19 protein-coding genes and 1 pseudogene are annotated in these 24,447 nt (G+C 73.8%); 8 read left to right on the plus strand and 12 right to left on the minus strand.

What is annotated here, in order from left to right; translation table 11 throughout:
• Position 1: 1 nt before the first annotated feature.
• From V6U81_RS24040 to V6U81_RS24060, 4 genes are all read right to left on the minus strand, one after another.
• Positions 2–796 carry an ABC transporter permease gene (locus tag V6U81_RS24040; RefSeq protein WP_334492356.1) on the minus strand — a complete coding sequence of 265 codons (795 nt, stop codon included), beginning with the start codon at positions 794–796 and terminating at the stop codon, positions 2–4.
• A 124-nt stretch (positions 797–920) separates the two neighbouring features.
• Positions 921–1,469 carry a dihydrofolate reductase family protein gene (locus tag V6U81_RS24045; protein ID WP_334492357.1) on the minus strand — a complete coding sequence of 183 codons (549 nt, stop codon included), beginning with the start codon at positions 1,467–1,469 and terminating at the stop codon, positions 921–923.
• A 252-nt stretch (positions 1,470–1,721) separates the two neighbouring features.
• The gene (locus V6U81_RS24055; RefSeq protein WP_334492359.1) at positions 1,722–1,913 is read right to left on the minus strand and encodes a DUF397 domain-containing protein; all 192 of its coding nucleotides are present in this window, start codon (positions 1,911–1,913) and stop codon (positions 1,722–1,724) included.
• The gene (locus tag V6U81_RS24060) at positions 1,904–2,707 is read right to left on the minus strand and encodes a helix-turn-helix domain-containing protein (protein ID WP_334492361.1); all 804 of its coding nucleotides are present in this window, start codon (positions 2,705–2,707) and stop codon (positions 1,904–1,906) included. Before V6U81_RS24060 ends, V6U81_RS24055 begins: the two co-directional genes overlap by 10 nt.
• Positions 2,708–3,140: 433 nt before the next feature.
• Between V6U81_RS24060 and V6U81_RS24065 the strand changes: the two genes are divergently transcribed.
• A complete protein-coding gene (locus V6U81_RS24065; protein WP_334492362.1) occupies positions 3,141–3,383 on the plus strand; it encodes a flavin reductase in 243 nt (80 codons plus the stop codon).
• On the opposite strand, the gene V6U81_RS24070 is transcribed toward V6U81_RS24065, so the two are convergent.
• Positions 3,384–4,316, minus strand: a complete 933-nt coding sequence (locus tag V6U81_RS24070; RefSeq protein ID WP_334492363.1) for an ABC transporter ATP-binding protein — start codon at positions 4,314–4,316, stop codon at positions 3,384–3,386.
• Between the two features lie 491 nt (positions 4,317–4,807).
• On the opposite strand from V6U81_RS24070, the gene V6U81_RS24075 reads away from it, so the two are divergent.
• From V6U81_RS24075 to V6U81_RS24095, 5 genes are all read left to right on the plus strand, one after another.
• Positions 4,808–6,892: a TRAP transporter permease gene (locus tag V6U81_RS24075; protein ID WP_334492386.1), complete on the plus strand. Its 2,085-nt coding sequence runs from the start codon at positions 4,808–4,810 to the stop codon at positions 6,890–6,892.
• Entirely contained in the window at positions 6,889–7,908 is a 1,020-nt protein-coding gene (locus V6U81_RS24080) for a TAXI family TRAP transporter solute-binding subunit (RefSeq protein WP_334492364.1), read from the plus strand. Before V6U81_RS24075 ends, V6U81_RS24080 begins: the two co-directional genes overlap by 4 nt.
• A gap of 64 nt (positions 7,909–7,972) precedes the next feature.
• On the plus strand, positions 7,973–10,411 hold the full coding sequence (locus tag V6U81_RS24085; protein WP_334492365.1) for a sensor histidine kinase: 2,439 nt from the start codon (positions 7,973–7,975) through the stop codon (positions 10,409–10,411).
• Positions 10,408–10,800: a roadblock/LC7 domain-containing protein gene (locus tag V6U81_RS24090; protein WP_334492366.1), complete on the plus strand. Its 393-nt coding sequence runs from the start codon at positions 10,408–10,410 to the stop codon at positions 10,798–10,800. Before V6U81_RS24085 ends, V6U81_RS24090 begins: the two co-directional genes overlap by 4 nt.
• Positions 10,797–11,765, plus strand: a complete 969-nt coding sequence (locus tag V6U81_RS24095; protein WP_334492368.1) for a TAXI family TRAP transporter solute-binding subunit — start codon at positions 10,797–10,799, stop codon at positions 11,763–11,765. The genes V6U81_RS24090 and V6U81_RS24095 overlap by 4 nt, the downstream gene beginning before the upstream one ends.
• A 4-nt stretch (positions 11,766–11,769) precedes the next feature.
• On the opposite strand, the gene V6U81_RS24100 is transcribed toward V6U81_RS24095, so the two are convergent.
• From V6U81_RS24100 to V6U81_RS24125, 6 genes are all read right to left on the minus strand, one after another.
• On the minus strand, positions 11,770–12,306 hold the full coding sequence (locus V6U81_RS24100) for a hypothetical protein (protein ID WP_334492370.1): 537 nt from the start codon (positions 12,304–12,306) through the stop codon (positions 11,770–11,772).
• Positions 12,306–14,180 (minus strand): DNA primase, encoded by a 1,875-nt coding sequence (dnaG, locus tag V6U81_RS24105; RefSeq protein ID WP_334492371.1) that lies wholly within the window; start codon positions 14,178–14,180, stop codon positions 12,306–12,308. Before dnaG ends, V6U81_RS24100 begins: the two co-directional genes overlap by 1 nt.
• A gap of 82 nt (positions 14,181–14,262) precedes the next feature.
• Positions 14,263–15,903, minus strand: coding sequence for a BCCT family transporter (locus V6U81_RS24110; RefSeq protein ID WP_334492373.1), 1,641 nt, complete (start codon positions 15,901–15,903; stop codon positions 14,263–14,265).
• A gap of 93 nt (positions 15,904–15,996) precedes the next feature.
• Positions 15,997–16,830, minus strand: a complete 834-nt coding sequence (locus V6U81_RS24115; protein WP_334492375.1) for a siderophore-interacting protein — start codon at positions 16,828–16,830, stop codon at positions 15,997–15,999.
• 14 nt (positions 16,831–16,844) lie between these two features.
• A complete protein-coding gene (locus V6U81_RS24120; RefSeq protein ID WP_334492377.1) occupies positions 16,845–18,161 on the minus strand; it encodes a deoxyguanosinetriphosphate triphosphohydrolase in 1,317 nt (438 codons plus the stop codon).
• Positions 18,162–18,164: 3 nt separating this feature from the next.
• A complete protein-coding gene (locus tag V6U81_RS24125; RefSeq protein ID WP_334492379.1) occupies positions 18,165–18,515 on the minus strand; it encodes a VOC family protein in 351 nt (116 codons plus the stop codon).
• Positions 18,516–18,745: 230 nt separating this feature from the next.
• On the opposite strand from V6U81_RS24125, the gene V6U81_RS24130 reads away from it, so the two are divergent.
• Positions 18,746–19,237: a roadblock/LC7 domain-containing protein gene (locus V6U81_RS24130; RefSeq protein ID WP_334492380.1), complete on the plus strand. Its 492-nt coding sequence runs from the start codon at positions 18,746–18,748 to the stop codon at positions 19,235–19,237.
• 81 nt (positions 19,238–19,318) lie between these two features.
• Here the strand turns inward: V6U81_RS24130 and ppdK are convergent, their stop codons facing one another.
• Positions 19,319–22,027, minus strand: a complete 2,709-nt coding sequence (gene ppdK, locus V6U81_RS24135; protein WP_334492382.1) for a pyruvate, phosphate dikinase — start codon at positions 22,025–22,027, stop codon at positions 19,319–19,321.
• Between the two features lie 292 nt (positions 22,028–22,319).
• Here ppdK and V6U81_RS24140 point away from each other — a divergent pair.
• Positions 22,320–24,074: pseudogene (locus tag V6U81_RS24140) on the plus strand (beta-N-acetylhexosaminidase); the annotation flags it as partial.
• Between the last annotated feature and the right edge of the window lie 373 nt (positions 24,075–24,447).

Genomic DNA, 24,447 nt, shown 5'->3' on the forward strand with positions numbered 1-24,447 from the left:
CCTAGACCACGAGCCGGCGGCGGAAGACCCGGACGGCGAGCAGCCAGCCGGCCGCCGCCCAGGCGGCGAGGTAGGCCAGGTGGCCGAGGACCGACCACTGCGGCGCGGTGCCCAGGGTGGCCGCCCGGCACAGGTCGACGGCGTGCCAGAGGGGCGTCGCGTACGCCAGCCAGCGCAGCGCCCCGGGCAGCGACTCGACCGGGAAGAAGATGCCGGAGAAGAGGCTCATCGGGATCACCGCGAAGCGGAACAGCATGGCCAGCCAGCTGTCGCTCGGCACCGCCGCGGCGTACGCGAAGGTCGACGCGGCGACGGCCAGGCAGAGCAGCGCCACCACCGGCAGGGTGGCCAGCGCCCAGCCCGACCGCAGCGCCCCGAACAGGGCTGTCACCAGCAGGAACGCCGCGCTGGTGGTGAGCACCCGGAACAGCACGAAGGCCAGGTGGCCGGCGAGGATGTCGCCGACCCGCAACGGCGCGGCCCCCTGCGCGAAGTAGGTCTTGATCCACTGGAAGTTGCTGAACACCGGCCAGGTCGCCTCGCCGACGGCCACCTGCAACGCGGTCGAGGCGAGCAGCCCGGGCACGATCCAGTCGAGGTAAGGCACCCCGTCGACGCCCTGGTCGACGTAGGCGCCGACGCCGAGGCCGAAGCCGAGCACGGTCAGCGTCGGCAGCAGGAAGGACGAGAACACCCCGGCCCGCCAGGTGCGTCGGTAGCCCGTCAGGTGGTGGGCCAGCACCGCCAGCGCCGGCACCCGGGGCAGCGCCGGCCGGGACCGCTGCGTCACGCTCACCGCTGACCTCCTTCTCGCTCGCCGTGCAGCACGGCCTTCCTACCGTCCGGGTACGACAGGCCGCCGGCCACCCTACGGCGTCGCGCCGGCCGCCTCCTTCGAATTCCCCGCGCCGCCACCCCGCTCAGCGCGGCACCGCGTAGTGCAGGTCGGGCAGCAGGGTCGGGTCGTCGCGACCGAGCTGGCGCAGCCGCACCGGTCCACCGCCGGGGCGGTCGAAGAGGCGGACACCCTCGCCGAGCAGGACCGGCGCGACGTGGATCAGGATGTCGTCGAGCAGCCCCCGGTCCAGGCACTGCCGGGCGGTCCGCGCCCCGAAGACCACCACGTCGCGCCCGCCGGCCGCCGCCCGGGCCCGCGCCACCGCCGCACCGACGTCCCCCGACACGCCCTGGACGTCGGGCCCGTCGATTTCCTCAGGGCGGTGGGTGAGCACCAGGAGCGGACCGTTCCACGCCCCGCCGTACGGCCGCTGGCCCATCGCCCGGCCCACGTCCCAGCTGCGTCGGCCGGCGAGGATCGCCCCGGTGGAGGCGACGACCGCGTCGGCCGCCCCGCTCACCCGGTGCCCCTGCCCGAAGAACCAGTCCATCCCGTCGCCGGGGCCGGTGATGAAACCGTCCACCGACATGGTCACGTGCCAGCGCACCAGCCCGCTGCCGCCGTCCACCATGGTCGTCTCCCTTCGCTCGGTCCTTTCCACAGGTGGACGACGCGGCGACCGGGATCTCATCGGTGCGCCCGCGGGTCAGTCGACCAGGGTGCGGCCGGGCAGGTGCAGGAAGACGTCCTCCAGGCTGCTGCGCCGCACCAGCACCGCCGCTGGGGCAAGGTCGCGGGCGCGGAGGTAGCTGACCCTTCGACGGTCGGCGTGCCCCGTCGTCCGCGAGGGCCGTTACGGTCGCTCGGCGGCGAATCTTCGCCGCTACGGGCGGCCGGCCACCCGTGTCACGAACGCACGCCAGGCGTCCGGACCGAACGCCAGCACTGGCCCGCACGGGTCCTTGGAATCGCGGACGGCCACCACGCCGGGGAGGTTGTCGGCCACCTCCACACAGGCGCCACCGCTGCCGTTGCTGCGGGTGCTCTTGCGCCACCGGGCGCCGGTCAGGTCCATGTCTCCGCCACTTCCGTCATCAGGTCGAGGGACTGCTGCTGCGATAGTGCCTCACCCCGGATTGACTCCCACACCTCGACCATCTGCCGCACGTAATCGGCGCGGTCGATCACCTGCCCGTGGCGCTGCCCCTCCAGGTAGGCGACGTCCTCCCCGGCGAGCGAGCTGGCGATCACGAAGGGGCCGTCGAGGCCAGGGTACGCACCGGCGGAGAGCGGCACGACCTGGATTCGAACCCGGGGCAGGGCCGCGCCCAGCTTCACCAGGTGTCGCAACTGCTCGCGCATCACCTCGGGCCGGCCGATCCGACGGCGCAGCACGTACTCGTCGATGACGGTGGTGAGCAGCGGCGGCCGGTCACGAGTGAGCACGGCTTGGCGATCGAGCCGCGCGGTCACCTGCTGCTCAATCTCGTCTAGGCCGAACAGCCCGGCGCCGACCAGGATGGCCCGGGCATACCCCTCGGTCTGCAGCAGGCCCGGCACGTAGAGCGGCTCGAACCAGCGCAGCGCCGTCGCCTCCGCCTCGATCCCGGTCCAGTCGCGGAACCATGGCACCACCGTCTCCCGGCTGATCCGCCGCTGGATCCGCTCGAACCGCCCGTCGGTGGCGAACACGGTGTCGCAGCGGCGCGCGAAGTCGAGGCTCGGCCGGCGCTCGCAGGTCTCGACCTTGGCCACCAATGCGCCCGAATAGCTCAGCGCCTCGGCCAACGTCGCCTGGGACATGCCGCCGGTGGCCCGGGCCAGCCGCAGCTCCTCCGCGAAGTGGTCCAGCATGGACGAGCCTTCCACGGACAGCCTCCGTACATCCTCGTACCGCTCGGGGTCACTGGGCATACGCGCTGGTCGTCGGCGCGCGGGACCTCCCACCGTAGTCGGGTCCTCAGCAGACTGTCACGCAGCGGAACCGCTCCCGGGATCGGACGGTGGGCGGAACCAGGCCGGGGGCGCTCCGGCACCACGAGGTGCCGGGCGTCCCCATCCCACCCATGACGGAGGACCACCCCGTGCGAATCAGATTCTGGCGCTGTCGGCGCCCGGCACCGCTCACCCTGCTCCCTGGGCGTACGTCCAACGAGCGCCCAGCATGGGCGAGCGCTCCGACCAAGGCCCTGCCGGTCGACGGCCCCGGACGCCCCGGGCGGCTGACCCGCGCCCAGGAATGGCGGGCCAACGGTGGCCACTGGGTGCCGACGCCGCGCCGCGGCGAGGAGGGCGTGCGCTGATGCCCCGCTACCGTCCGCACGTCGCGGCGCGCCCGTCCTGGCGCTGCCGGGTGTGCGGCGCCGCGTGGCCCTGCTCCCCGGCCCGGCTGGCGCTGCTCGGGGAGTACCGCGAGGACCGGACGGCCCTGCTGATCTATCTCGGCACGATGCTGGGCGAGGCCATGAACGACCTCGCCCAGCACGGCGACGTCGCACCGCAACGGCTGGCCGAACGCTTCGTCACCTGGGCGCGAGCCCGTTGATCAATCGACCAGGGTGCGGCCGGTCAGGTGCAGGAAGACGTCCTCCAGGCTGCTGCGCCGGACCAGCACCGCCGCCGGGGTCAGGCCGCGGGCCTCGACCTGGGCGACCGCCGCGTCGCCGTCGGGGACGTAGAGCAGGATCCGGTCGGGCAGCACCTCGACCCGCTCCCCCAGCCCGTCGAGCTTGCCGGCGAACGCCTCCTGCGACTCGGCCGGGAAGCGCAGCTCCACCACCTCGCGGGTGGAGTGCTCGCTGATCAGCGCGCGGGGCGAGCCCTCGGCGACGATCCGCCCACCGTCCATCACCACCAGGCGGTCACAGAGCTGCTCCGCCTCATCCATGTAGTGGGTGGTCAGCACCAGCGTGACGCCCTGCTGCTTGAGCCGGAACAGCCGCTCCCAGACCAAGTGCCGGGCCTGCGGGTCGAGCCCGGTGGTCGGCTCGTCGAGCAGTACCAGCTCGGGATCGTTGACCAGGGCGCGGGCCATGGTGAGCCGGCGCTTCATGCCGCCGGAGAGCGGCTCCACCTTGCTGTCGGCCCGCTCGGTGAGCTGCACGAAGTCGAGCAGCTCCGCGGCGCGCTCCCGGGCGACCCGGCGGGGCACGCCGAAGTAGCGGGCGTAGGTGAGCAGGTTCTCTCGGACGGTCAGCTCGGGGTCGAGATTGTCGAGCTGGGGGCAGACGCCGAGCCGGGCCCGGATGGCGGTGCCGTCGCGGACCGGGTCCATGCCGAGGATGCGCAGCTCACCGTCGCTGGGCGGGGAGATGCAGCCGATCATCCGCATGGTGGAGGACTTGCCGGCGCCGTTGGGACCGAGGAAGCCGAACGCCTCGCCCGGGCGCACTTCCACATCGATGCCGTCGACGGCGGTGAAGTCGCCGAACCGCTTCACCAGCCCGCGGGCCCGGATGAGGGGTTGAACAGTGGTCACCGGGCGACCCTAGCGACCGGGACCGACACCTTCGAGCGGTTTCGCCGCCGCGACGAGCCGCACCCACCCGGCCACGGAAAGTGAGTATGCTACGCAACGTCACCGACCGAGTCGGAGCGGTGAACGGTGACGCCACCGCCGACCGGCACGCCGACGCCCACCGGGGACGGGCCATCTTCCATCATAGTGGACAGATCGTTTTCGGACTTTCGGATGCGGTCGTGAATTGTCAACGGCTACGGACGAGTCACTTATTAAATCAGTCGCACATTCCGGTTCCTCTGCGTGATCAGAGGCGGCCAATCATCACACAGCGCAATGATAAGCAGCAATGTTCCATGAGCTGCCCAATTCGCGTATCGTGCCCCCTCGTGTCGTCCGTGCGCTCCCCCGACGGCCCCGCGCCGCAGCCGCCGCAGGGCGGCTCCGCCGACCCGGGCACCGCGCCGACCGGCACGTCCGTCGCCCTGCCGGCCGAGCCACCGACGACAGTGGACCCCGCCGGCACGCCGGAGACGCGCGCCCTCGCCGCCCAGTTCGAGGACGAGAAACCGGGACGCGTCCTCTCCGGACCGACCGGGATCCTCGTCACCGGCGCCACCCTGACGATCGCGCTGCTCGCGCTCGGGCAGGTCTTCCACCCGCTGCCGCAGGGCAGCAAGTACTACCTGATCATTTTCCTGGCCGGCGTACTCCCGACGGTCTTCCTGGCGTACCCCTCGGGTCTGCGCCTGCCCCGACGCCGGCCGGCGGTGGCACCCTCGGCCGGCCAGCCGGCGAGGCCCGACCGGCCCACCGTGGCGGACTGGGCGCTGGCCGTGGCAGCGCTGCTCAGCTGCCTCTACCCGGTGCTGCCGGTCACCCTGGGCGCCGGCGGCGGGGGGTACGACGCGTTCCTCGACCGGCAGGGCCTGCTGGTCGGCCTGGACGTGGCGATGGGCAGCGCGCTGCTGCTCCTGCTGCTGGAGGCCTGCCGGCGCACCACCGGCTGGATCCTGCCGGCGGTCTGCCTGCTCTTCCTCGGCTACGGCTACTACGGCGGGCTGCTGCCGCAGTCCTGGCCGGTGGCCCACGCCGGGCTGGACTTCGGCCAGCTCGTCGACGCGTTCTACAACTCCGACAGCGGCTTCTACGGCACCCCGCTGGACGTCGCGGCCTCGTACATTGTGCTCTTCACCGTCTACGGCGCGGTGCTGGACCTCTCCGGCGCCGGGCGGTTCTTCGTGGAACTCTCCGCCGCCGCGTTCCGGCGCTCCCGCACCGCCGCCGGGCGCACCGCCGTCGCCTCCGGCTTTCTGCTGGGCACCGTCTCCGGGTCGGGGGCGGCCACGACGGTGAGCATCGGCGCGGTCACCTGGCCGATCCTGCGCCGGGCCGGCTACCCGGCGGAACGGGCCGGCGGCATGCTCGCCGCGGCCGGCGTCGGGGCGATCCTCTCCCCGCCCACCCTCGGCGCGGCCGCCTTCATCATCGCCGAGTACCTGGGCGTGTCGTACCTCCAGGTGCTCGGCTGGGCGACCATCCCGACGGTCCTCTACTACCTCGGCATCCTGCTCTCCGTGGAGATCGACGCCCGGCGCTCCGGGGTCCGACCGGTGGTCATCGAGACCGCGTCGCCGGGACGGCTGCTGGCCCGCTTCGGCTACCACTTCCTCTCCCTGTTCGTGATCATCGCGCTGCTCGCCGTCGGAATCTCCGCGACGAAGGCGGTGGTCGCCGCGACCGCGCTGGCCGCCGCGCTCTCCTTCCTGGACCGGCGGCACCGGCTGACCCCGGCCCGGCTGGTCGCCGCGCTCAGCACCGGGGTACGCGGCGTGCTCGCGGTGAGCGCGGTCTGTGCCGCGGCCGGCATCATCACCGCCACCACCACCAAGACCGGGCTCGGCCCGCAGGCCGCCGCGCTGCTGGTCGGCGGCGCGCGTACGGTCAGCTCCGACCCGGCGGTGGTGCTGGCGCTCACCGCGCTGCTCGCCGCCGTCGCGCTCAGCCTGCTCGGGCTGGCCGTGCCGGTCACCGCCTCCTTCGTCATCGGCTGGGTGATCATCGGCCCGGCCCTGCTGAACCTCGGCGTCGCCGCGCCCGCTGCGGCGATGTTCGTCTTCTACTTCGCGGTGCTGTCCGAGGTCTCCCCGCCGACCGCGCTCGCCGCGGTGGCCGCCGCCGCGGTCACCGGCGGCCGGCTGGTACCGACCATGTGGCAGACCCTGCGGTACGCCCTGCCGGCCTACCTGATCCCGATCGCCTTCGTGATCACCCCCGCCGGCCTCGGGCTGCTCGGCATCGGCGGGCCGGGGCGAATCGCCGTCGCCGCGCTCGCCTCCGCGCTCAGCGTGGCCGTGCTCGCGGTCGCGGCGGGCGGCTGGCTGCCCGGCGTCGGCCCGGCCGGCGTACCGGAGCGGGTGCTCGGCGTGCTCGCCGGCTCGGCGCTGCTCTGGCTGGAACCCGTACCCGTCACGGTCGGCGCGGTCCTGGCCGCCGCCGTGGTGGCGGGTGTGCTCGTACGACGCGGCGCCGCCGGCCGGACCGGCGGCCCGTGGGCAGGTTCATCGAGTAATCCTGGGGAGGAGACAGCGTGAGACGGATCGACGTGCGCATCGCCGTGGGGGTGAGCGCGCTGGCGCTGGTCGCGGCGGGCACCGCCGGATGCGGTGGCCAGCAGGACAACGCGGCCAAGGACGACGCGGCCAGCGAGGTCACCTGCAAGGTCACCGACAGCACCCGGGTCGGGATCGCCACCGGCAACGCCACCGGCGTCTACTACGTGGTCGGCAACGCGCTCGCCGGCCAGCTCTCCGGGGCCACCGACGGCAAGCTGACCGGCACCGCCGCCGAGACCGGCGCCTCCGTGCAGAACATCGAACAGCTCGTCGCCGGCCAGTACGACGTGGCCTTCTCGCTCTTCGACACCGCGGTCAACGCGGTGCAGGGCAAGGGCACCTTCACCTCGCCCCAGCCGGTCCAGGCGCTGGCCCGGATCTACGACAACTACACCCAGGTCGTCGTACGGGCCGACGCCGGGATCACCTCGGTGGCCGAGATGAAGGGCAAGAAGATCTCCACCGGTTCGCCGAAGTCCGGCACCGAGGTGATCGCCAACCGGCTGCTCACCGCCGCCGGACTCGACCCGGCCAAGGACGTCCAGGCCCAGCGGCTCGACCTCGCCAAGACCGTCGAGGGAATCAAGGACGGCAGCATCGACGGGCTCTTCTGGTCCGGCGGGGTACCCACCGGTGGGCTGACCGACCTCTTCACCACCGCCGGGGACAAGGTGAAGTTCATCGACATCACCCCGCTGCTGCCCAAGATGACCGAGCTCAACCCGGCGTACCAGGCGGGCACCATCAAGGCCGACGTGTACCGGACGGCGGCGGACACCCCGACCATCCTGGTGCCCAACGTGCTGCTGGTCCGCAAGGACCTCGACGCGAACGTCGCCTGCGCGATCACCCGGACGGTCTTCGAGAAGAAGGACGCCCTGGCCCAGGCCAGCCCGGCCGCCAAGGGCATCAGCCTGGACAACGCCCGCAGGACCGACCCCGTACCGCTGCACCGTGGCGCGGAGAAGGCGCTGCGGGACCTCGGCGCGAGCTGATCCGCCGTCGCCGGGTCGGGCCGCCGCGCCCGACCCGGCGCCCCGACCCGATCCGGAGACCCGCGTGCCGCTCGCCCGCCCCGCCCGCGTCCACCGGCACCACAAGCCCGCCGACCGGACCGACCGGCTCTGGTCGGTCCGCACCCAGCTGCTCGCGCCGATCCTGGTGGCCACGATCGGCCTGGTGGTGCTGGGCGCCGGCCAGACCGACACCGCGCTGGACGCCGCCACCGACGCCGACCGGGCCCGGGTGCTGGCCGGCACCGCGACCGCCACCGTCCGGCTGGTCCACGAACTGGAACGGGAACTCGGCGAGACCGCGGCCCTGCGCCAGCGCAGCGGTGGCGTCGGCCAGCCGCTGGTCGACGCCCAGCAGCGGCGGGTGGACGCCGCCGTCGAGCGGTACCGCGCCGCCAGCCGGGCCGCCGCCCGGGCCGCCCCCGACCTCGAGCTGGTGCTCGACGACGCCGGCCGGCAGCTCGACCAGCTCGACCCGACCCGCAAGCTGGCCCAGGACTCGGCCACCGCCGACCCGACGTACGTGGCGCTGGTCGACTCGCTGCTCGCCGTCGCCGACGCCCTGCCCGCCCAGGTGCGCAACACCGACCTCGCCAACGGCGCCCGCGAGGTGGCCGCCGTCGCCGCCCAGGAGCATCTCGCCTCGCTGGAGCGGGACCTGCTGCGCACCGTCTTCGTCCGGGGCCAACTGGCCGGCGGGGAGCTCGCCCGGCTCGGCCAGCTGCGCGGCGCCCGGGACCAGCGGCAGGCCGAGTTCTCCCGGATCGCCGGGGCCCGGGCGGCCGACGCGTACGACCGGCTGGTCACCGGCGCCGACGTGGCCAACGCCCGGCGGATCCGCGACTCCGCCCTCACCGCCGACACCGACCCGACCGCGGCGAAGACCGACGGCGACGCCTGGTACGTGGCGCAGAGCGGGACGATCCGGCGGTACAACCTGCTCGGCCGGGAGCTCTCCGAGGAGCTGGACGGAGAGGCCGCGGCGCTGGCCGGGAACACCCGTCGTCGGGCCCTGGTGACGGCCGGGGCGACCACGGCGGTGGCGCTGGCCTCGCTGCTCGCCGCGGCGCTGCTCGCCGTGCGCACCAGCCGCCGGCTGCGCCGGTTGCGGGTCGCCGCCCTCACCATGGCGCACCGGGAGCTGCCCGACCGGATCACCGCGATCGCGGCGGGCGACGGCGCCCCGCCCGAGGGCGCCGCGAGCCGGCTCACCGCGGGGATCAGCCACGGCCGGGACGAGGTCGCCCAGGTGGCCGAGGCCTTCGACACGGTGAACCGGGCCGCGCTGCGGCTCGCCGGCGAGCAGGCCGAGCTGCGGTTGGACGTCACCCGGATGGTCGAGGCGCTGGCCCGGCGGATCCGTACGCTGATCACCCGCCAGCTGCGGCTGCTCGACGAGTTCGAGCGTGAGGAGACCGACCCGGACGCGCTGGACCGGTTGTTCGCGCTCGACCACCTGGCCGCCCGGATGCGCCGCAACGGGGAGAACCTGCTGGTCCTGGCCGGCGGCGAACCGGGCCGGGCGTACGAGGGGGCGCATCTGCTCTCCGACGTGGTCCGGGCGGCCGCCGCGGAGATCGAGGAGTACCCGCGGGTGGAGATCGACGTGCCGACCGCGGCGGTGCACGGCGCGGTGGTCGGCAACCTGGCCCACCTGATCGCCGAGCTGCTGGAGAACGCCACCGTCTACTCCCCACCGGACTCACCGGTGCAGGTGGACGGCCGGCGTACCGTCGACGGGCTGACCCTGCGCGTGCACGACCAGGGCATCGGGATCAGCGACAGCCGGCTCACCGCGATCAACGAGCGGCTGCTCGCCCCGGCCACCCTCTCCAGCGCGGCGGCCGGCAGCATGGGCCTGCACGTGGTGGCCCACCTCGCCGCCCGGCACGGGGTACGGGTGCAGCTGCACAACACCGGCAGCGGCACGATCGCCCAGGTGGACGTGCCGGAGGCGGCGCTGACCCGGGTGGAGACGGTCGACCGTCGCCCCGCCCCGGGCCGCCGCCCGGCATCCTCCCCCGCCGCCTGGTTCCGCCCGCGCGCCGGCGGGCCGGCGGCCGCCACCACCGTGCCTGCCGTGCTGGCCCCGCCCCGGCCGGTCGACGGCACCGCCCGGCCCGACCCGGCGAGCGCCCACCGGGCCTCGACGGTGACCCTGCCGGTGATCGGCTCCCGTCCCCCGGCCGAGCCGAGCGCCCCGACACCGGCCGCCGCGACACCGGGTGCCCCGGTATCGGGTGCCCCGGTGCCGGGTGCCGCGCCCCCGCCGGCCGCGCCGCGCCGGACCACCGGCGCCGGCCTGCCCCGCCGGATCCGGGGCGGCGAGCTGCCGACCGGCCTGCACCACGTCCCGCCGCCCCGGCCGGACGGCGACCTGCTCGACCCCGAGGTGGTGCGGGCCCGACTGTCCGCGCTCGCCGAGGGGGTGGCCACCGCGATGCGACGCGACCAGCCTCCGACACCCACCAGGAGAACCGAATGACCCCACCCGTGAGCGCCGGCCTCGACTGGCTCCTGGCGAACTTCGCCGAGCAGGTCCCGGACGTGTCGCACGCCCTCGCGGTCTCCGGCGACGGGCTGCGGCTGGCCGCCTCGCCCGATCTCTGCGCCGACCAGGTCGACCAGCTCGCCGCCGTGATCAGTGGCCTGGCCAGCCTGACCGTGGGTGCCGCCCGGTTGATGTCCGCCGGGCGGGTGCGGCAGCAGATCGTCGACATGGACGGCGGGGTGCTGCTGGTGATGGCGGTCGGCGAGCGGGCGCTGCTCGGGGTGCTGGCCTCCCCCGGCTGCGACCTCGGGCAGATCGGCTTCGAGACGGCGACGCTGGTGCAGCGGGTGGCGGAGGCGCTGGAACCGGCGGTGCGGGCATGACCGTCCGGCCACTGCGCGCGCTCGCCGTGCTGCTGGTGGCCGCGCTCGCCGGGGCCGGCTGCGGCGGCGGCGATCCGGAGCCCCAGGCCTGGCACGGCGGGCGGATCTTCCTCGCCACCGGCAACACCACCGGCGTGTACTACCAGCTCGGCGGCGGCTACGCGGACGTGATCAGCCGGCACCTGCCCGGGTACGAAGCGCGCGCCGAGCCCACCGGGGCGTCGGTGGACAACATCAACCGGCTCGCCACCGGCGACATGGAGGTCGCCTTCAGCCTGGCCGACACGGCGGCGGACGCGGTGGCCGGGCGGGGCGCCTTCACCCGGCCCCAGCCGGTCCGGGCGCTGGCCCGGGTGTACCGCAACTACACCCACGTGATCGTCCGGACCGACGCGAAGATCACCACCTTCGCCGGGCTGCGCGGTAAACGGGTCTCCACCGGCTCGCCGAAGTCCGGCACGGACGTCATCGCCGGGCGGCTGCTCACCGCCGCCGGCATGAACCCGGACCGGGACGTGTCCCGGGTGACGCTGTCGCTGCCGGAGACCGCGAAGCGGATGCGCGCCGGCACCCTGGACGCCATGTTCTTCTCCGGCGGCCTGCCCACCCCGGGGATCGCCGATCTGCTCTCCGGCGCGCCGGGACGGTTCGCCCTGCTGCCGATCGCCGACCTGATCGAGCCGCTGACCGCCCGGTACGGCTCGGTCTACACCACCGCCGAGCTGCCCCGGGAGGCGTACGCCACGGCGACGGGCACCCCGACGGTCACGGTGGCGAACGTGATCCTGGTGCCCGAGGACATGCCGGACCAGCTGGCGTACGACCTGACCCGGCTGCTCTTCGCGTACCAGGGGGACCTGATCGGGGTGCACCCGGAGGCGGGCAACTTCACCCGGGAGAGCGCGGCCGGTACCGATCCGATCCCGCTGCACCCGGGCGCGGCACGCTTCTACCGGGGCGGCTGACGGCTCAGACGTCCGCTGGGGCGGTGGCGGCGCGGGCCGCCGCGACCAGCCGGTCGGTCTCGGCCAGCACCGCCTCGTCGTCGACCGGGGTGCCGGGCTCGTAGCGGACCGTCCAGGCCAGGCCGTCCGCGCCGGCGACCCGCCGGGCCGCGATCCGTCCCGCGCCGCCGGGCACCGGGTGCTGCTCGGTGTACGCCACCGAGCGGGTCACCCGGGCCCGCACCTGGTGCGGCAGGTCGCCCGGGTCGAGCAGGAGATAGGTCTCGGCGGGGCAGTCGGCCACCACCTGGTAGCCGTCGCGGTCGGTGACCCGCTCGGCCGGGGTGACGGTCAGCTCGCGACCGGACCAGACCGCCTTGAGGATGTCGTGCCAGCCGAGCCGGTGCGGCCGGCCGGGCAGCCAGAGCCCGAGGTTGCTGGCGACCACCACGCCGTCGCCCTCGCCGTTGCCGGCGGTGGCCCAGGCCAGCACCCGCTCGTCGTCGGCCAGCGGGGGCCGGGCGGCGGGCGGCAGTTTCGGTTTCCGGCCGAACAGTCCCATCACAGTCCTCCCGCGGCCTGCTCGCGCAGCGCCCGCGCGTGCTGCTCCAGCGAGAGCAGTTCCCCGAAGAGGGCGAAGTACTCGTCCTTGTTGTTGACCGGGTTGATCCGCTGGATCTTCGATTTGAGGTCCCGGATCCGGGCGGTCACCGAGCCCCACTGCAACTGGGCCACCGTGATCGAGACGTACCTCGGGTCGGGGTCTCCGTCGATCCGCAGCGGCTCGACGGAGAGCTCCCCGATCAGGGCCTGCGCGACTAGGTCGTCGCAGGCGTCGCGGACCGAGGAGATCCAGACGGCGCCGCCGGCCGCCGCCGCGGCGCCGCCGGCCGCGGTGATCGCCGCCCGGACGGCGGCGTGTACCGGGTGCCGGTAGGCCGACGCCTCGACCGCGTCGAACATCGGCCCGGCGAGCACCGGCTCCTGGAGGGCGAGCTTCAGCGCCTCCCGCTCGACCATCGACTGGGGGCTGTCCGCCGCCGGCTCCGCCACCCGGGACCGGGCCGGCGCGGGGCCGGTCCTGCCCCCGGTGTCCGGGGCGGCGTCGGCGGCGAGCACCGCCCGCTGCACCGGCTCGATCTCCATGCCGAGGTCGCCGGCGAGCTTGCGGACGTACTCGGGGCGCTTCTCCCGGTCCTTGATCTTGGCGACCAGCGGAGCGGCCCGGCGCATCGCCTCCACCCGGCCGTCGACGGTGTCCAGGTCGTACCGGTTGATCACGTGGCGGAGGGCGAAGTCGACCAGCGGCTCGCGGCGGGCGACCAGGTCGCGCACGGCCAGATCACCCTTGGCCAGCCGCAGGTCGCACGGGTCCATGTTGTCCGGGCTGACCGCGATGAAGGTACGGCCGACGAAGCGCTGGTCGTCCTCGAAGGCGCGCAGCGCCGCCTTCTGCCCGGCGGCGTCCCCGTCGAAGGTGAAGATGACCTCGCCGGCCACCGCGTCGGTGTCCAGCAGGAGCCGGCGCAGCACCGCGATGTGGTCGCTGCCGAACGCGGTGCCGCAGGTCGCCACGGCCGTGGTCACCCCGGCCAGGTGGCAGGCCATCACGTCGGTGTAGCCCTCGACCACGACCACCTTGCCCTGCTTGGCGATCTCCCGCTTGGCCTGGTCGATGCCGTAGAGGACGTGCGACTTCTTGTAGATCGGCGTCTCGGGGGTGTTGAGGTATTTCGGGCCGTCATCGTCGGCGAAGAGCTTGCGGGCGCCGAAGCCGATCACGTCGCCGGTGATGTCCCGGATCGGCCACATCAGCCGGCGCCGGAACCGGTCGATCAGGGTGCCCGAGCGGGACGGACGGGACAGCCCGGCCGTGACCAGCTCGTCGTGGCTGAAGCCCTGCTGGCGCAGGTGCTTGGTGAGCAGGTCCCAGGCGTCCGGGGCGAAGCCGCAGCCGTACCGCTCGGCGGCGGCCCGGTCGAAGCCGCGCTGGGCGAGGAACTCCCGCGCCGGCCTGGCACCCGCCGTGCTGAGCTGGGCCCGGTAGAACTCCACCGCCGCCGCGTGCGCCGCCACCAGGCGCTGCTTCTGCCCCTGTTGGGGCCGGGCGCGCGGCGCGGCGTTGTCGTTCTCGAGGTAGCGCAGCTGGATGCCGACGCGGTCGGCCAGCCGCTCGACGGACTCGACGAAGCTCAGGTGCTCGGCGTCCATCAGGAACTTGATCGCGTCGCCGCCGGCGCCGCAGCCGAAGCAGTACCAGACGTTGCGGGCGGGCGAGACGTTGAACGACGGGCTCTTCTCGTCGTGGAACGGGCAGAGCCCCTTGAGGTTGCCGCCGCCGGCCGACTTGAGGGTCACCGTGTCCGAGATCACCTCGGCGATGGAGGTGCGCTCCCGGACCAGCGCGATGTCCTCGTCCCGGATCCGCCCCGCCATGGTCCCACCCCCTCGGCCCTACATCCTGCCCTGTCGGACCGACGATCCGCCGCCGGGGGGACGGCGTGTGGCGCAACCCGCGTCAGCCCGGCCCGCGGTGCAACCAGCGGGTCACCGGTGGCGGGTCCTCCTCCTCGTACGACCGGGCGGCGCGCACCGCGGCGGCGATCCCGTACCGCCGGGGCCGGGTCGGGCGCGGGTTGACGGCCGGATCCTGCGCCATGTCCCGCAGCAGCGCCACGGCGAGGCCGAGCATCACCACCACGAACGGCAGCGCGACCAGGATCGTCGCCTGCTGGAGGGCGGCCAGACCACCGGCGAGCAGCAGCGCCGCGGCGACCGCGCCGATCAGCACCCCCCAGAGCACCACCACGCCCCGATGTGGCCGCAGCGAACCCCGGGAACTCAGCGAGCCCAGCACGAGCGCCGCGGAGTCCGCCCCCGTGATGAAGAAGAGCGCCACCAGCACCGACGCCAGCACGGTGGTCAGCGTGGCCAGCGGCAGCGCCTGGAGCAGGCCGAAGAGCGCGTTCTCGGTGCTGGCTCTCACGTCGCCGACCAGGTCCCGGGCGCCGGTGGTCTGCACCCGCAGGGCGGTGCCACCCATGATCGCGAACCAGACGATGCTGGCCCCACTGGGCACCAGCAGCACCCCGGTGACGAACTGCCGGATCGTGCGGCCCTTCGAGATCCGGGCGATGAAGATGCCGACGAACGGCGCCCAGGAGATCCACCACGCCCAGTAGAAGATGGTCCACGCGCCCAGCCAGGCCGGATCGGAGAACGCCCCGGTCCGGGTGGACATGACGGTCAGGTGGCTGAGGTAGTCACCGACCGAGGCCGGCAGCACCTCCAGCGTGTAGATGGTCGGCCCGGCCACGAAGACGAAGACCATCAGCCCGACCGCCAGCACCACGTTGCTGGTGGAGAGCCACTTGATGCCCTTGTGCAGGCCGGTGAAGGCGGAGATCACGAACGCGGCGGTGAGCGCGGCGATCACCACCAGCTCGACCGCGGTGCTGTCCGGCACGGCGGTCGCGCTGCCCAGGCCGGCGGCCACCTGGAGCGCGCCCAGGCCGAGGCTGGTGGCCGAGCCGAAGACGGTGGCGAAGACCGCCAGCAGGTCGACCGCCTGGCCGATCCGGCCGTACGCCCGCCGGCCGAGCAGCGGCTCGAAGGCCGCGGAGATCCGGCTGCCGCGCTGCTTGCGGAACGTCGAGTACGCCAGCGCCAGCGCGGCGATCGCGTAGATCCCCCACGGGTGCAGCGTCCAGTGGAACAGGGTGTACTGCATCGCCGCCTCGGCGGCGGCCGGGGTCTGCGGCGACACGTGGGCGGCCGGCGGCGGCGAGGCGTAGTGCTGGATCGGCTCGGCGACCGCGTAGAAGACCAGGCCGATGCCCATGCCGGTGCTGAACATCATCGACACCCAGGCGAGCGTGCTGAACTCCGGTTCGTCGTCGTCCGCGCCGAGGCGGATGCGGCCGAAGCGGGAGGCCGCGATCACCACCGAGAGGACCAGGAACGCGTCGGCGGCCACCACGAAGAACCAGCCGAACGTGCTGATCACCCAGCCCAGGCCGGCCTTGCCGAAGCCGGCCAGCGAGCTGCCGCCGAGCATGCCCCAGCCGACCACCGCCAGCACCCCGACGACGCCCAGCACCAGCACCACCGGGTCGGTGCGCCCGGTGGGCCCGGCCACCTCCTGCGCCTGCTCCGCCATGGTCACATCGTGCGGGGGCGCAACGGGCGGCCAGGGCACATGTCGCCGGCTGTCACCGGAACGGGCCGCGGGCGACCCCGGGCCCTGCGGCCGTCAGACGACGGCGGTGGCCTCCTCGGCCTCCACCTGGCGGTTCCAGTCCGCCTTGGTACTGCGCCAGCCCTCGTCGTCCATGCCGCGCCGCCAGTAGCCGGAGATGGAGAGCGCCTCCCGGGGCACGCCCCGCTCGACCCGCAGCAGCCGGCGCAGCTCCTTGACGGAGGCGGCCTCGCCGTGGACGAAGGCGCACACCGCGCCGGACGGGAAGTCGAGCGCCCGGACGGCCTCGACCAGCGCCTCGCCCACCGGCCGGCCGCCCCGGTGCAGCCAGTTCAGCTCCACCCTGCCGGGGCTGGCCAGCGGCAGCTCGTCGGCCGGGCCCGCCACCTCGACGAAGACCTTCGCCGGGGCGCCGGCCGGCAGCCGCTCCAGCGCGGCGGCGATCGCCGGCAGGGCGCTCTCGTCCCCGGCCAGCAGGTGCCAGTCGGCGGCCGGGTCCGGGGCGTACGCGCCGCCGGGGCCGGTGAAGAGCACCTCGTCACCCGGGCGCAGCGCCGCGGCCCACGGGCCGGCCAGCCCTTCGTCACCGTGGTGCACCACGTCGACGGTCAGCTCCCCGGCCGCCGGGTCCCAGGCCCGCACGGTGTACGCGCGCAGCCGGGGCCACTGCTCCGCCGGGTACTCCCGCTTGATGGTCGCCAGGTCCACCGGACTCGGGTACGTCACGCCGGCCGGCGGGAAGACCAGCTTGATGTAGTGGTCGGTGTACTCGCCCACCGGCAGTCCGGCCAGCTCCTCCCCGCCGAGCACGAGGCGGATCAGGTGCGGGGTGGGCCGCTCGGTCCGTACGACCCGGGCGGACGTGACTGTCTTGGGGCGCTCCGTCATGCAGTTAGGCTAGCCTAAGTCGGCCAGCCGCCCCCAGTCGGTGGGCCGGCGCCGTCTGCCGACGGGGCGATGGTCCGGTCGACCAGCCGGGCGTGCCAGGCCAGCGCCGCCGGGTCGGTGAGCGAGGCGACCTGGTCGACCACCACCCGCAGCCGGGCGGCGTCGTCCCCGGCGGCCCGCCACAGCGGCGCGAAGACCGGGTCCAGCACGTCCGGCGCCCGGTCGGCCAGGGCGGCGACCAGTTCGGCGAGGATTTCCCGCTGCCGCTCGTACCGGGCGCGCGCGCCGGCCCGGCGCATCACGTACCGCCAGGCCATCCCCTTCAGCAGGGCGCACTGGGCCCGGATCCGGCGGGGCACGACCAGGTCGGCGGCGTACCGGCGGTGCGGGCCGGAGCCGAAGCGCTCCCGGGTGGCGCTCACCACGGTGGAGACGAAGCGGCCGGTGAGCACGCTGGTGGTGGTCTTCAGGGCGACCTGCGCGCGGTGGCTGCCGTCGTACCCGGCGAGCGGGGCGAGCACCGGCTCGGCGAGCAGCTCGACCAGCACCTCGCCCAGGTCGGCCGGGGACTCGCCGGAGTACACGGCGGCCGCGTCGACGCAGAGCGCGGTCCGCTCGTCGGGGTCGTCGAGCAGCGGGCGCAGCGACAGGTACCCGCCGTGGATGCCGTCCTCCACGTCGTGCACCGAGTACGCCACGTCGTCGGCCCAGTCCATCACCTGCGCCTCCAGGCAGCGCCGGGCGCCACCGGGCAGGCCGTCGCCGGCCGGGGCGCCGGCCCGCAGCCAGTCGAAGACCGGCCGGTCGTCGGCGTACACGCCGAACTTGCGCAACCCGGGCTGGCGGGGCCAGGGGTACTTGGTGACCGCGTCGAGCGAGGCCCGGGTGAGGTTCAGCCCGGCCGGGACGCCGTCGGGCGCCAGCACCTTGGCCTCCAGCCGGGTCAGCACCCGCAGCGTCTGCGCGTTGCCCTCGAACCCGCCGCAGGGCGCGGCGAGCCGGTCGAGGGCGTCCTCGCCGTTGTGCCCGAACGGCGGGTGCCCGAGGTCGTGGGCCAGCCCGGCGACGTCGACCACGTCCGGGTCGCAGCCCAGCCGGGCGCCCATCTCCCGGGCGATCTGGGCCACCTCCAGCGAGTGGGTCAGCCGGGTACGCAGGAAGTCGTCGGTGCCGGCGAGGTGCACCTGGGTCTTGGCGGCGAGCCGGCGGAAGGCCGCCGAGTGCAGCACCCGGGCCCGGTCCCGCTCGTACGGCGACCGCCCGTAGCCGGTGTCCTTGGGCGGCTCATCGACCCGACGGCAGGCGTCGGCCGCGTCCTCGTCGACGCCCACCGCTCAGCCCTGCGGCCGGAGCACGCAGAACTCGTTGCCCTCGGGGTCGGCCAGCACGGTCCAGTAGACGTCGCCCTGGTCGATGTCGACATGCCGGGCGCCCATGTCGACCAGCCGTTCGACCTCGGCCTCCTGGTCGTCGGGGGCCAGGTCGAGGTGGAGCCGGTTCTTGGTGCGCTTGGCCTCGGCCACTGCGACGAAGACGATGCCGGGCAGCCGGTCGGCGGACCGGCGGATCTCCACCGCGTCCGCGTCCTCGCTGACCACCTGGTAGCCGAGCGCCTCGGCCCACCAGCGGGCCAGCCGGCCCGGGTCCAGGGCGTCGACGGTCATGCTTGCCCAGACGCTGGTCATGCAGCCACCCTCCACCGGTCGTCCGCATCGGTCGCGGGAGCCCAGGTTACGCCGGAACGCGCGGTGTGGCCCGCCGACGAGCCCCGCAGGACGCGACCGCAACCGCCGATCGGACCGGCTTGTCGTCCGATCGCCGACCGGCACGGGATCGCGGTTCGGCGTGGCCTTCGGTAGCGTTCCGGAAGCGGTACGTGACGCGGAGGACCGGAACGCGAGGATCGGGGGCGCTCGTGGACGTCGAAGCGGTGATGGACGGGGAGCTGCGGGGGTTGCGGCGGCGCCGGCCCGAGGTGACCGGCGCGGTGCTGGCCGGCCGGGACGGCCTGCTGATCTCCAGCGACCTGCCGTCGACCGAGGCGGTCCACCTGGCCGCCCTCTCCGCGGTGGGCTTCGGCCTCGGGCACCAGGTCGCCCACGCGGTGTGCCGGAGCGGCTTCCGGGAGTCGGTGGTGCGCACCGCCACCGCCACGGTGGTGACCTACCCGGCCGGGCGGCACGCGCTGCTCACCCTGGTCACCGGGGCGGCGACCGACCTGGAGGGGTTGCACGAGGAGGCCCGGGCGGTCGCCGACCGGGCCGGCTCGGTGGTCGACACGCACCGCTGCGGGACGGGCGCCACGCCGGTGCGCCAGGCGGACGGCGCGCTGGCCACGCGTACCCCGATGACGACGCTGCCGCGCCGCGTCACCCGGTCGACGGGCCGCCGACGGCCACCGGTCTGACCGACGGGCCGCGCCCCCGCAACGGCGACGGCGACGGCCCCGGGATCGGGGCCGCCGCCGTGCTGGTGGTGCGAGCGCTGGTCAGCGGCTGTCGGAGCCGGTCGTCTCGATGGCGGCGCGGCCGGCCTCCAGCCGGGCCACCGGCACCCGGAACGGCGAGCAGGAGACGTAGTCCAGCCCCACCTCGTGGAAGAAGTGCACCGAGTCGGGGTCACCGCCGTGCTCGCCGCAGACACCGAGCTTCAGCTCCGGCCGGGCGGCCCGGCCCTCCTCGGCGGCGATCCGGACCAGCCGGCCGACGCCCTCCCGGTCGATCGACTCGAACGGCGAGATGCCGAAGATGCCCAGCTCCAGGTAGCGCCAGAAGAACGCGCCCTCGACGTCGTCGCGGGAGAAGCCCCAACCCATCTGGGTCAGGTCGTTGGTGCCGAAGGAGAAGAACTGCGCCGCCTCCGCGATCTGCCCGGCGGTCAGCGCCGCCCGGGGCACCTCGATCATGGTGCCGATCAGCACGTCGACGCCGCTGTCCCCGACCACCTCCGCGATGATCTTCTCGGCCTCGGCGCGTACCGTCTCCAGCTCCTGGACCGCGCCGACCAGCGGGACCATGATCTCCGGGCAGGCGGACGCGCCGTCCCGGGTGACCGCCACAGCGGCCTCCGTGATGGCCCGGACCTGCATCCCGAAGAGGCCGGGGATGACCAGGCCGAGGCGGACGCCCCGCAGGCCCAGCATCGGGTTCTCCTCGTGCATCCGCCGGACGGCGGCGAGCAGCGCCTCCTCCTTGGCGACGTCCTCGCCGCGCTCCTGAGCGACGGCGACGTTGACCGCGAGTTGCTCCAGCGGGGGCAGGAACTCGTGCAGCGGCGGGTCGATCAGCCGCACGGTGACCGGCAGCCCGTCCATCTCGCGGAAGATCTCCACGAAGTCGTCGCGCTGCAACGGCAGCAGCGCGGCGAGCGCCGTCTCCCGCTCGTCGTCGGTGCGGGCCAGGATCAGCCGCTCCACCAGCTCGCGGCGGTCGCCGAGGAACATGTGCTCGGTGCGGCACAGGCCGATGCCCTGGGCACCGAACCGCCGCGCCCGGGCCGCGTCCGCGCCGGTGTCTGCGTTCGCGCGGACCGCCAGCCGCCGGTTGGCGTCGGCGTGCGTCATGATCCGGTGTACGGCCCGGACCAGCGCGTTGTCGATGTGTGCCGGGTCGAGACTGCCCTCGAAGTACTGCACCACCTCGGACGGCATGACCGGCACCTCGCCGAGGTAGACCTTGCCGGTGGTGCCGTCGATGGAGACGATGTCCCCCTCGTTGACGGTCTGCCCGCCGACGATGAACTTCTTCGCCGGGACGTTGACGTCGATCTCGTCGGCGCCGGAGACGCAGGTCTTGCCCATGCCGCGGGCGACCACGGCGGCGTGGCTGGTCTTGCCGCCGCGCGAGGTGAGGATGCCCTTGGCGGCGATCATGCCGTTGAGGTCGTCCGGGTTGGTCTCCCGGCGGACCAGGATCACCGACTCACCCTCGGCAGCCATTTCGACCGCGCGGGCGGAGGTGAAGACCACCTTGCCGGACGCCGCGCCCGGGGAGGCGCCGATGCCCTTGGCGACCGGCTGGAAGTCGTGGTCAAGCTGGAAGCGCGGGAACATCAGCTGGGCGAGCTGCGCGCCGTTGACCCGGTGCAGCGCCTCGTCCAGGTCGATCAGGCCCTCGTCGACGAGCTGGCCGGCGATGACGAACGCGGCGGCGGCGGTGCGCTTGCCGACCCGGGTCTGGAGCATCCAGAGCTTGCCGCGCTCGATGGTGAACTCGATGTCGCAGAGGTCCTTGTAGTGCTCCTCGAGCCGGGCCATGTAGCTGAGCAGCTCGTCGTAGGACTTCTTGTCCAGCTGCTCGAGCTCCTGCAACGGCACCGTGTTGCGGATGCCGGCGACCACGTCCTCGCCCTGGGCGTTGGCCAGGTAGTCGCCGTAGATGCCCTGCGCGCCGCTGCCCGGGTCGCGGGTGAAGGCGACGCCGGTGCCCGAGTCGGAGCCGAGGTTTCCGAAGACCATCGCCACCACGTTGACCGCGGTGCCGAGGTCGGCGGGGATGCGCTCCTGGCGGCGGTAGACCACCGCGCGCTCGGCGTTCCACGACTCGAAGACCGCGCGGATGGCCAGGTCGAGCTGCTCCCGCGGCTCCTGCGGGAACTCCCGGCCGGTGTGCTTGGCGAAGATCTTCTTGTACGCGTCGACGAGCCCGCGCAGGTCGGCGGCGTCGAGGTCGAGGTCGTTCTTCGTACCCTTGGCGCGTTTGGCCTCGTCGAGCGCGTGCTCGAACTCCTCGCCCGGCACCTCGCAGACGGTCTTGCCGAACATCTGGATCAGGCGGCGGTAGGAGTCCCAGGCGAAGCGGTCGTTGCCGCCGGCCTGCCGGCTGAGCCCGACGACGCTGCGGTCGTTGAGGCCGACGTTGAGGACGGTCTCCATCATGCCGGGCATGGAGAACTTGGCGCCGGAGCGTACGGATACCAGCAGCGGGTCGTCCGGGTCGCCCAGCCGGCGGCCCATGCCCTGCTCCAGGGACTCCAGGTGCGCTTCGATCTGGCCGGCCAGCCCCTCCGGCTCCGCGCCGGTGGTGAGGTACGCCTTGCACGCTTCGGTGGTGATGGTGAAACCGGGTGGGACCGGTAGGCCGAGATTCGTCATCTCGGCCAGGTTGGCCCCCTTGCCGCCGAGCAGGTCCTTGAGGTCCCTGTTGCCCTCGGCGAAGTCGTAGACGTACTTGTGATCCACGGTCTCTTGCGCTGCCACCAGGAGCCTCCCACGCGCGCCGGAATTGACACTTAACGAAGGTTCAGTTGCTCATACCCCGGGGCCGACCACCGCTAATCCCGGCGTCGTCAGCGTTCGGTGGGCGAAGGTTAAGCGAACATCGAGTGAGCTGGGACCGTTCGGTGACAATCGGCACAACCATCACCACTCACCGCGTACGTACCGGTTTCTGGGAACGCTTCCACGCGCACGATCACGCAATTCCGGGCTCCCCTCGTACCCTTGACGACGCTGGATCCGCTGAACCTGACTTTTGCCATATCCCCCACGAATACACCCCGGAGCCGTCACCGTGCCGCCCACCTCGTCCCGCAGCCCCGAGACCGGCCAGGAACCGCCCGCCCAGACCGTCCTGCCCGGCCACGAGCCGGCCGCGGGCGACCTCGCCCGGGCCGCCGCCCGGACGGCCGGCGACCTGCTCACGCCGCCCGCCCCGACCCGGCTGGGCGACGTGGTGCCGGCCCCCGCGCGGGTCGACCCAGACCCGGCCGCCGATTTCACCCTCCCCGCCGACGCGGCGCTGCGGGTCACCCCGGTCCCGGTCGCCCGGGATGTCGCCGAGCAGCTCGCCGCGCTGCTGCGACCCGCCACCGGGTACCCGCTCCCGGTAACCGAGCCGGCCGACGCCGGACCGGAAGGCCCGCTGGTGCTCAGCCTGGCCGCCGCGACGCCCCCGGCCGGCACCGGCCCGGTCCACGCCACCGACGTGGACGACCTGGGCGACGAGGGCTACCGGCTCGATGTCACCGCCGTCGAGGTCCGGATCACCGCCGGCACCGCGACCGGGCTCTTCCACGGGGTGCAGACGCTGCGTCAGCTGCTGCCCGCACCGATCGAGAGCCCGGCCCCGGTCGCCGCGCGCTGGGTGGTGCCCGGCGGGGTGATCGTCGACCGGCCCCGGTTCCCGTACCGGGGGGCGATGCTGGACGTGTCCCGGCACTTCTTCGCCGTCCCGGACGTGCTCCGGGTCGTCGACCACCTGGCCCGGTACAAGCTCAACCACCTGCACCTGCACCTCACCGACGATCAGGGCTGGCGGATCGCCGTCGACTCCTGGCCCCGGCTGACCAGCGTCGGCGGGACGACCGAGGTCGGTGGCGGGCCCGGCGGCTGGTACACCGCGGCCGACTACCGGCGGATCGTCCGGTACGCCGCCCGCCGGCACGTCACCGTCGTCCCCGAGATCGACCTGCCGGGGCACACCAACGCGGCGCTGGTCGCGTACCCCGAGCTGGCACCGGGGAGGATCGCGCCGCCGCCGTACACCGGCACCGAGGTCGGCTTCAGCTACCTCGACCCCACCGACGAGCGGACGTACGACTTCGTCGCCGATGTGCTCGGCGAGGTCGCCGCGCTCACCCCGGGGCCGTGGCTGCACATCGGCGGGGACGAGGCGTTCAAGGTCAAGGGCGAGGCGTACACCGGCTTCGTGGAGCGGGCGCAGCGGATCGTCGCCGGGCTCGGCAAGACGGTGGTCGGCTGGCACCAGATCGCGCCGGCCGGGCACATCGAGGGCCGGGTGCTCCAGTGGTGGGGCACCAACGGTGACGACCCGGTCGTCGCCGAGGCGGTACGCCGGGGCGCCCGACTCATCCTCTCCCCCGGCAACCACGCCTACCTGGACATGAAGTACGCCCCGGACACCCCGATCGGACACGACTGGGCGGGTCTGATCGACGTGCGACGCGCGTACGACTGGGACCCGGGCAGTCACCTGACCGAGGTGCCGGTGGAGGCGGTGCTCGGCGTCGGGGCACCGCTCTGGACCGAGTCGGTCACCTCGCTGGCGGAGGTCGAGTTCATGCTTCTGCCCCGGCTGCCCGCCCTCGCCGAGCTGGGCTGGTCGCCCCGGGCCACCCACGACTGGGCCGGGTTCCGCACCCGGCTGGCCGGACACGGCCCGCGCTGGACCACCGCCGGCATCACCTTCCACCGCTCGCCCGAGATCCCCTGGACGGCCGAACCGCCCACCCCGACCGAACCGCCCACCCCTGCCGCGCAGGCCGCGCCTGCCGCGCAGGCTCGGCGGGACGATCAGGGGGTGCCGACACCGCCAACCGCGTCCCCCGGGACGCTCCGGCTTCCCGCTCAGAGGCGCCGGGATGCCCCGGACCCCGCTGGTCCAGACGCCCGACCTGGTGTGACGTCGGGCTGACGGTTGAGCGACGGTGGGGGCGGGTCGATGGTCCCGCCCCCCATCGTGCCGGTGGCCCCGCCCACCGTCGGGCTGGGTGGTGCCGTCCACCGTCGGGGCCGGATCGTCCCGTCCACCGTCGGGCCGGGTGGTCCCGTCCACCGTCGGGGGCCGGGTCGTCCCGTCCACCGTCGGGGCCGGGGGTCTCGCCCGCCGCTACAAACTTGATGACGCGAACGAATCGCGGATGCCCGTCACGCCTCGG

It is taken from the genome of Micromonospora lacuserhaii (assembly GCF_036902735.1).
Taxonomy (GTDB): Bacteria; Actinomycetota; Actinomycetes; order Mycobacteriales; family Micromonosporaceae; genus Micromonospora.

What these genes read in the sequence shown, in the direction of transcription:
- V6U81_RS24045 (WP_334492357.1), bottom strand. Translation starts at nt 1,469, where the DNA reads ATGGTGGACGGCGGCAGCGGGCTGGTGCGCTGGCACGTGACCATGTCG.
- V6U81_RS24055 (WP_334492359.1), bottom strand. Translation starts at nt 1,913, where the DNA reads ATGGACCTGACCGGCGCCCGGTGGCGCAAGAGCACCCGCAGCAACGGC.
- V6U81_RS24065 (WP_334492362.1), top strand. Translation starts at nt 3,141, where the DNA reads ATGCCCCGCTACCGTCCGCACGTCGCGGCGCGCCCGTCCTGGCGCTGC.
- V6U81_RS24090 (WP_334492366.1), top strand. Translation starts at nt 10,408, where the DNA reads ATGACCCCACCCGTGAGCGCCGGCCTCGACTGGCTCCTGGCGAACTTC.
- V6U81_RS24095 (WP_334492368.1), top strand. Translation starts at nt 10,797, where the DNA reads ATGACCGTCCGGCCACTGCGCGCGCTCGCCGTGCTGCTGGTGGCCGCG.
- V6U81_RS24100 (WP_334492370.1), bottom strand. Translation starts at nt 12,306, where the DNA reads ATGGGACTGTTCGGCCGGAAACCGAAACTGCCGCCCGCCGCCCGGCCC.
- dnaG (WP_334492371.1), bottom strand. Translation starts at nt 14,180, where the DNA reads ATGGCGGGGCGGATCCGGGACGAGGACATCGCGCTGGTCCGGGAGCGC.
- V6U81_RS24110 (WP_334492373.1), bottom strand. Translation starts at nt 15,903, where the DNA reads ATGGCGGAGCAGGCGCAGGAGGTGGCCGGGCCCACCGGGCGCACCGAC.
- V6U81_RS24115 (WP_334492375.1), bottom strand. Translation starts at nt 16,830, where the DNA reads ATGACGGAGCGCCCCAAGACAGTCACGTCCGCCCGGGTCGTACGGACC.
- V6U81_RS24125 (WP_334492379.1), bottom strand. Translation starts at nt 18,515, where the DNA reads ATGACCAGCGTCTGGGCAAGCATGACCGTCGACGCCCTGGACCCGGGC.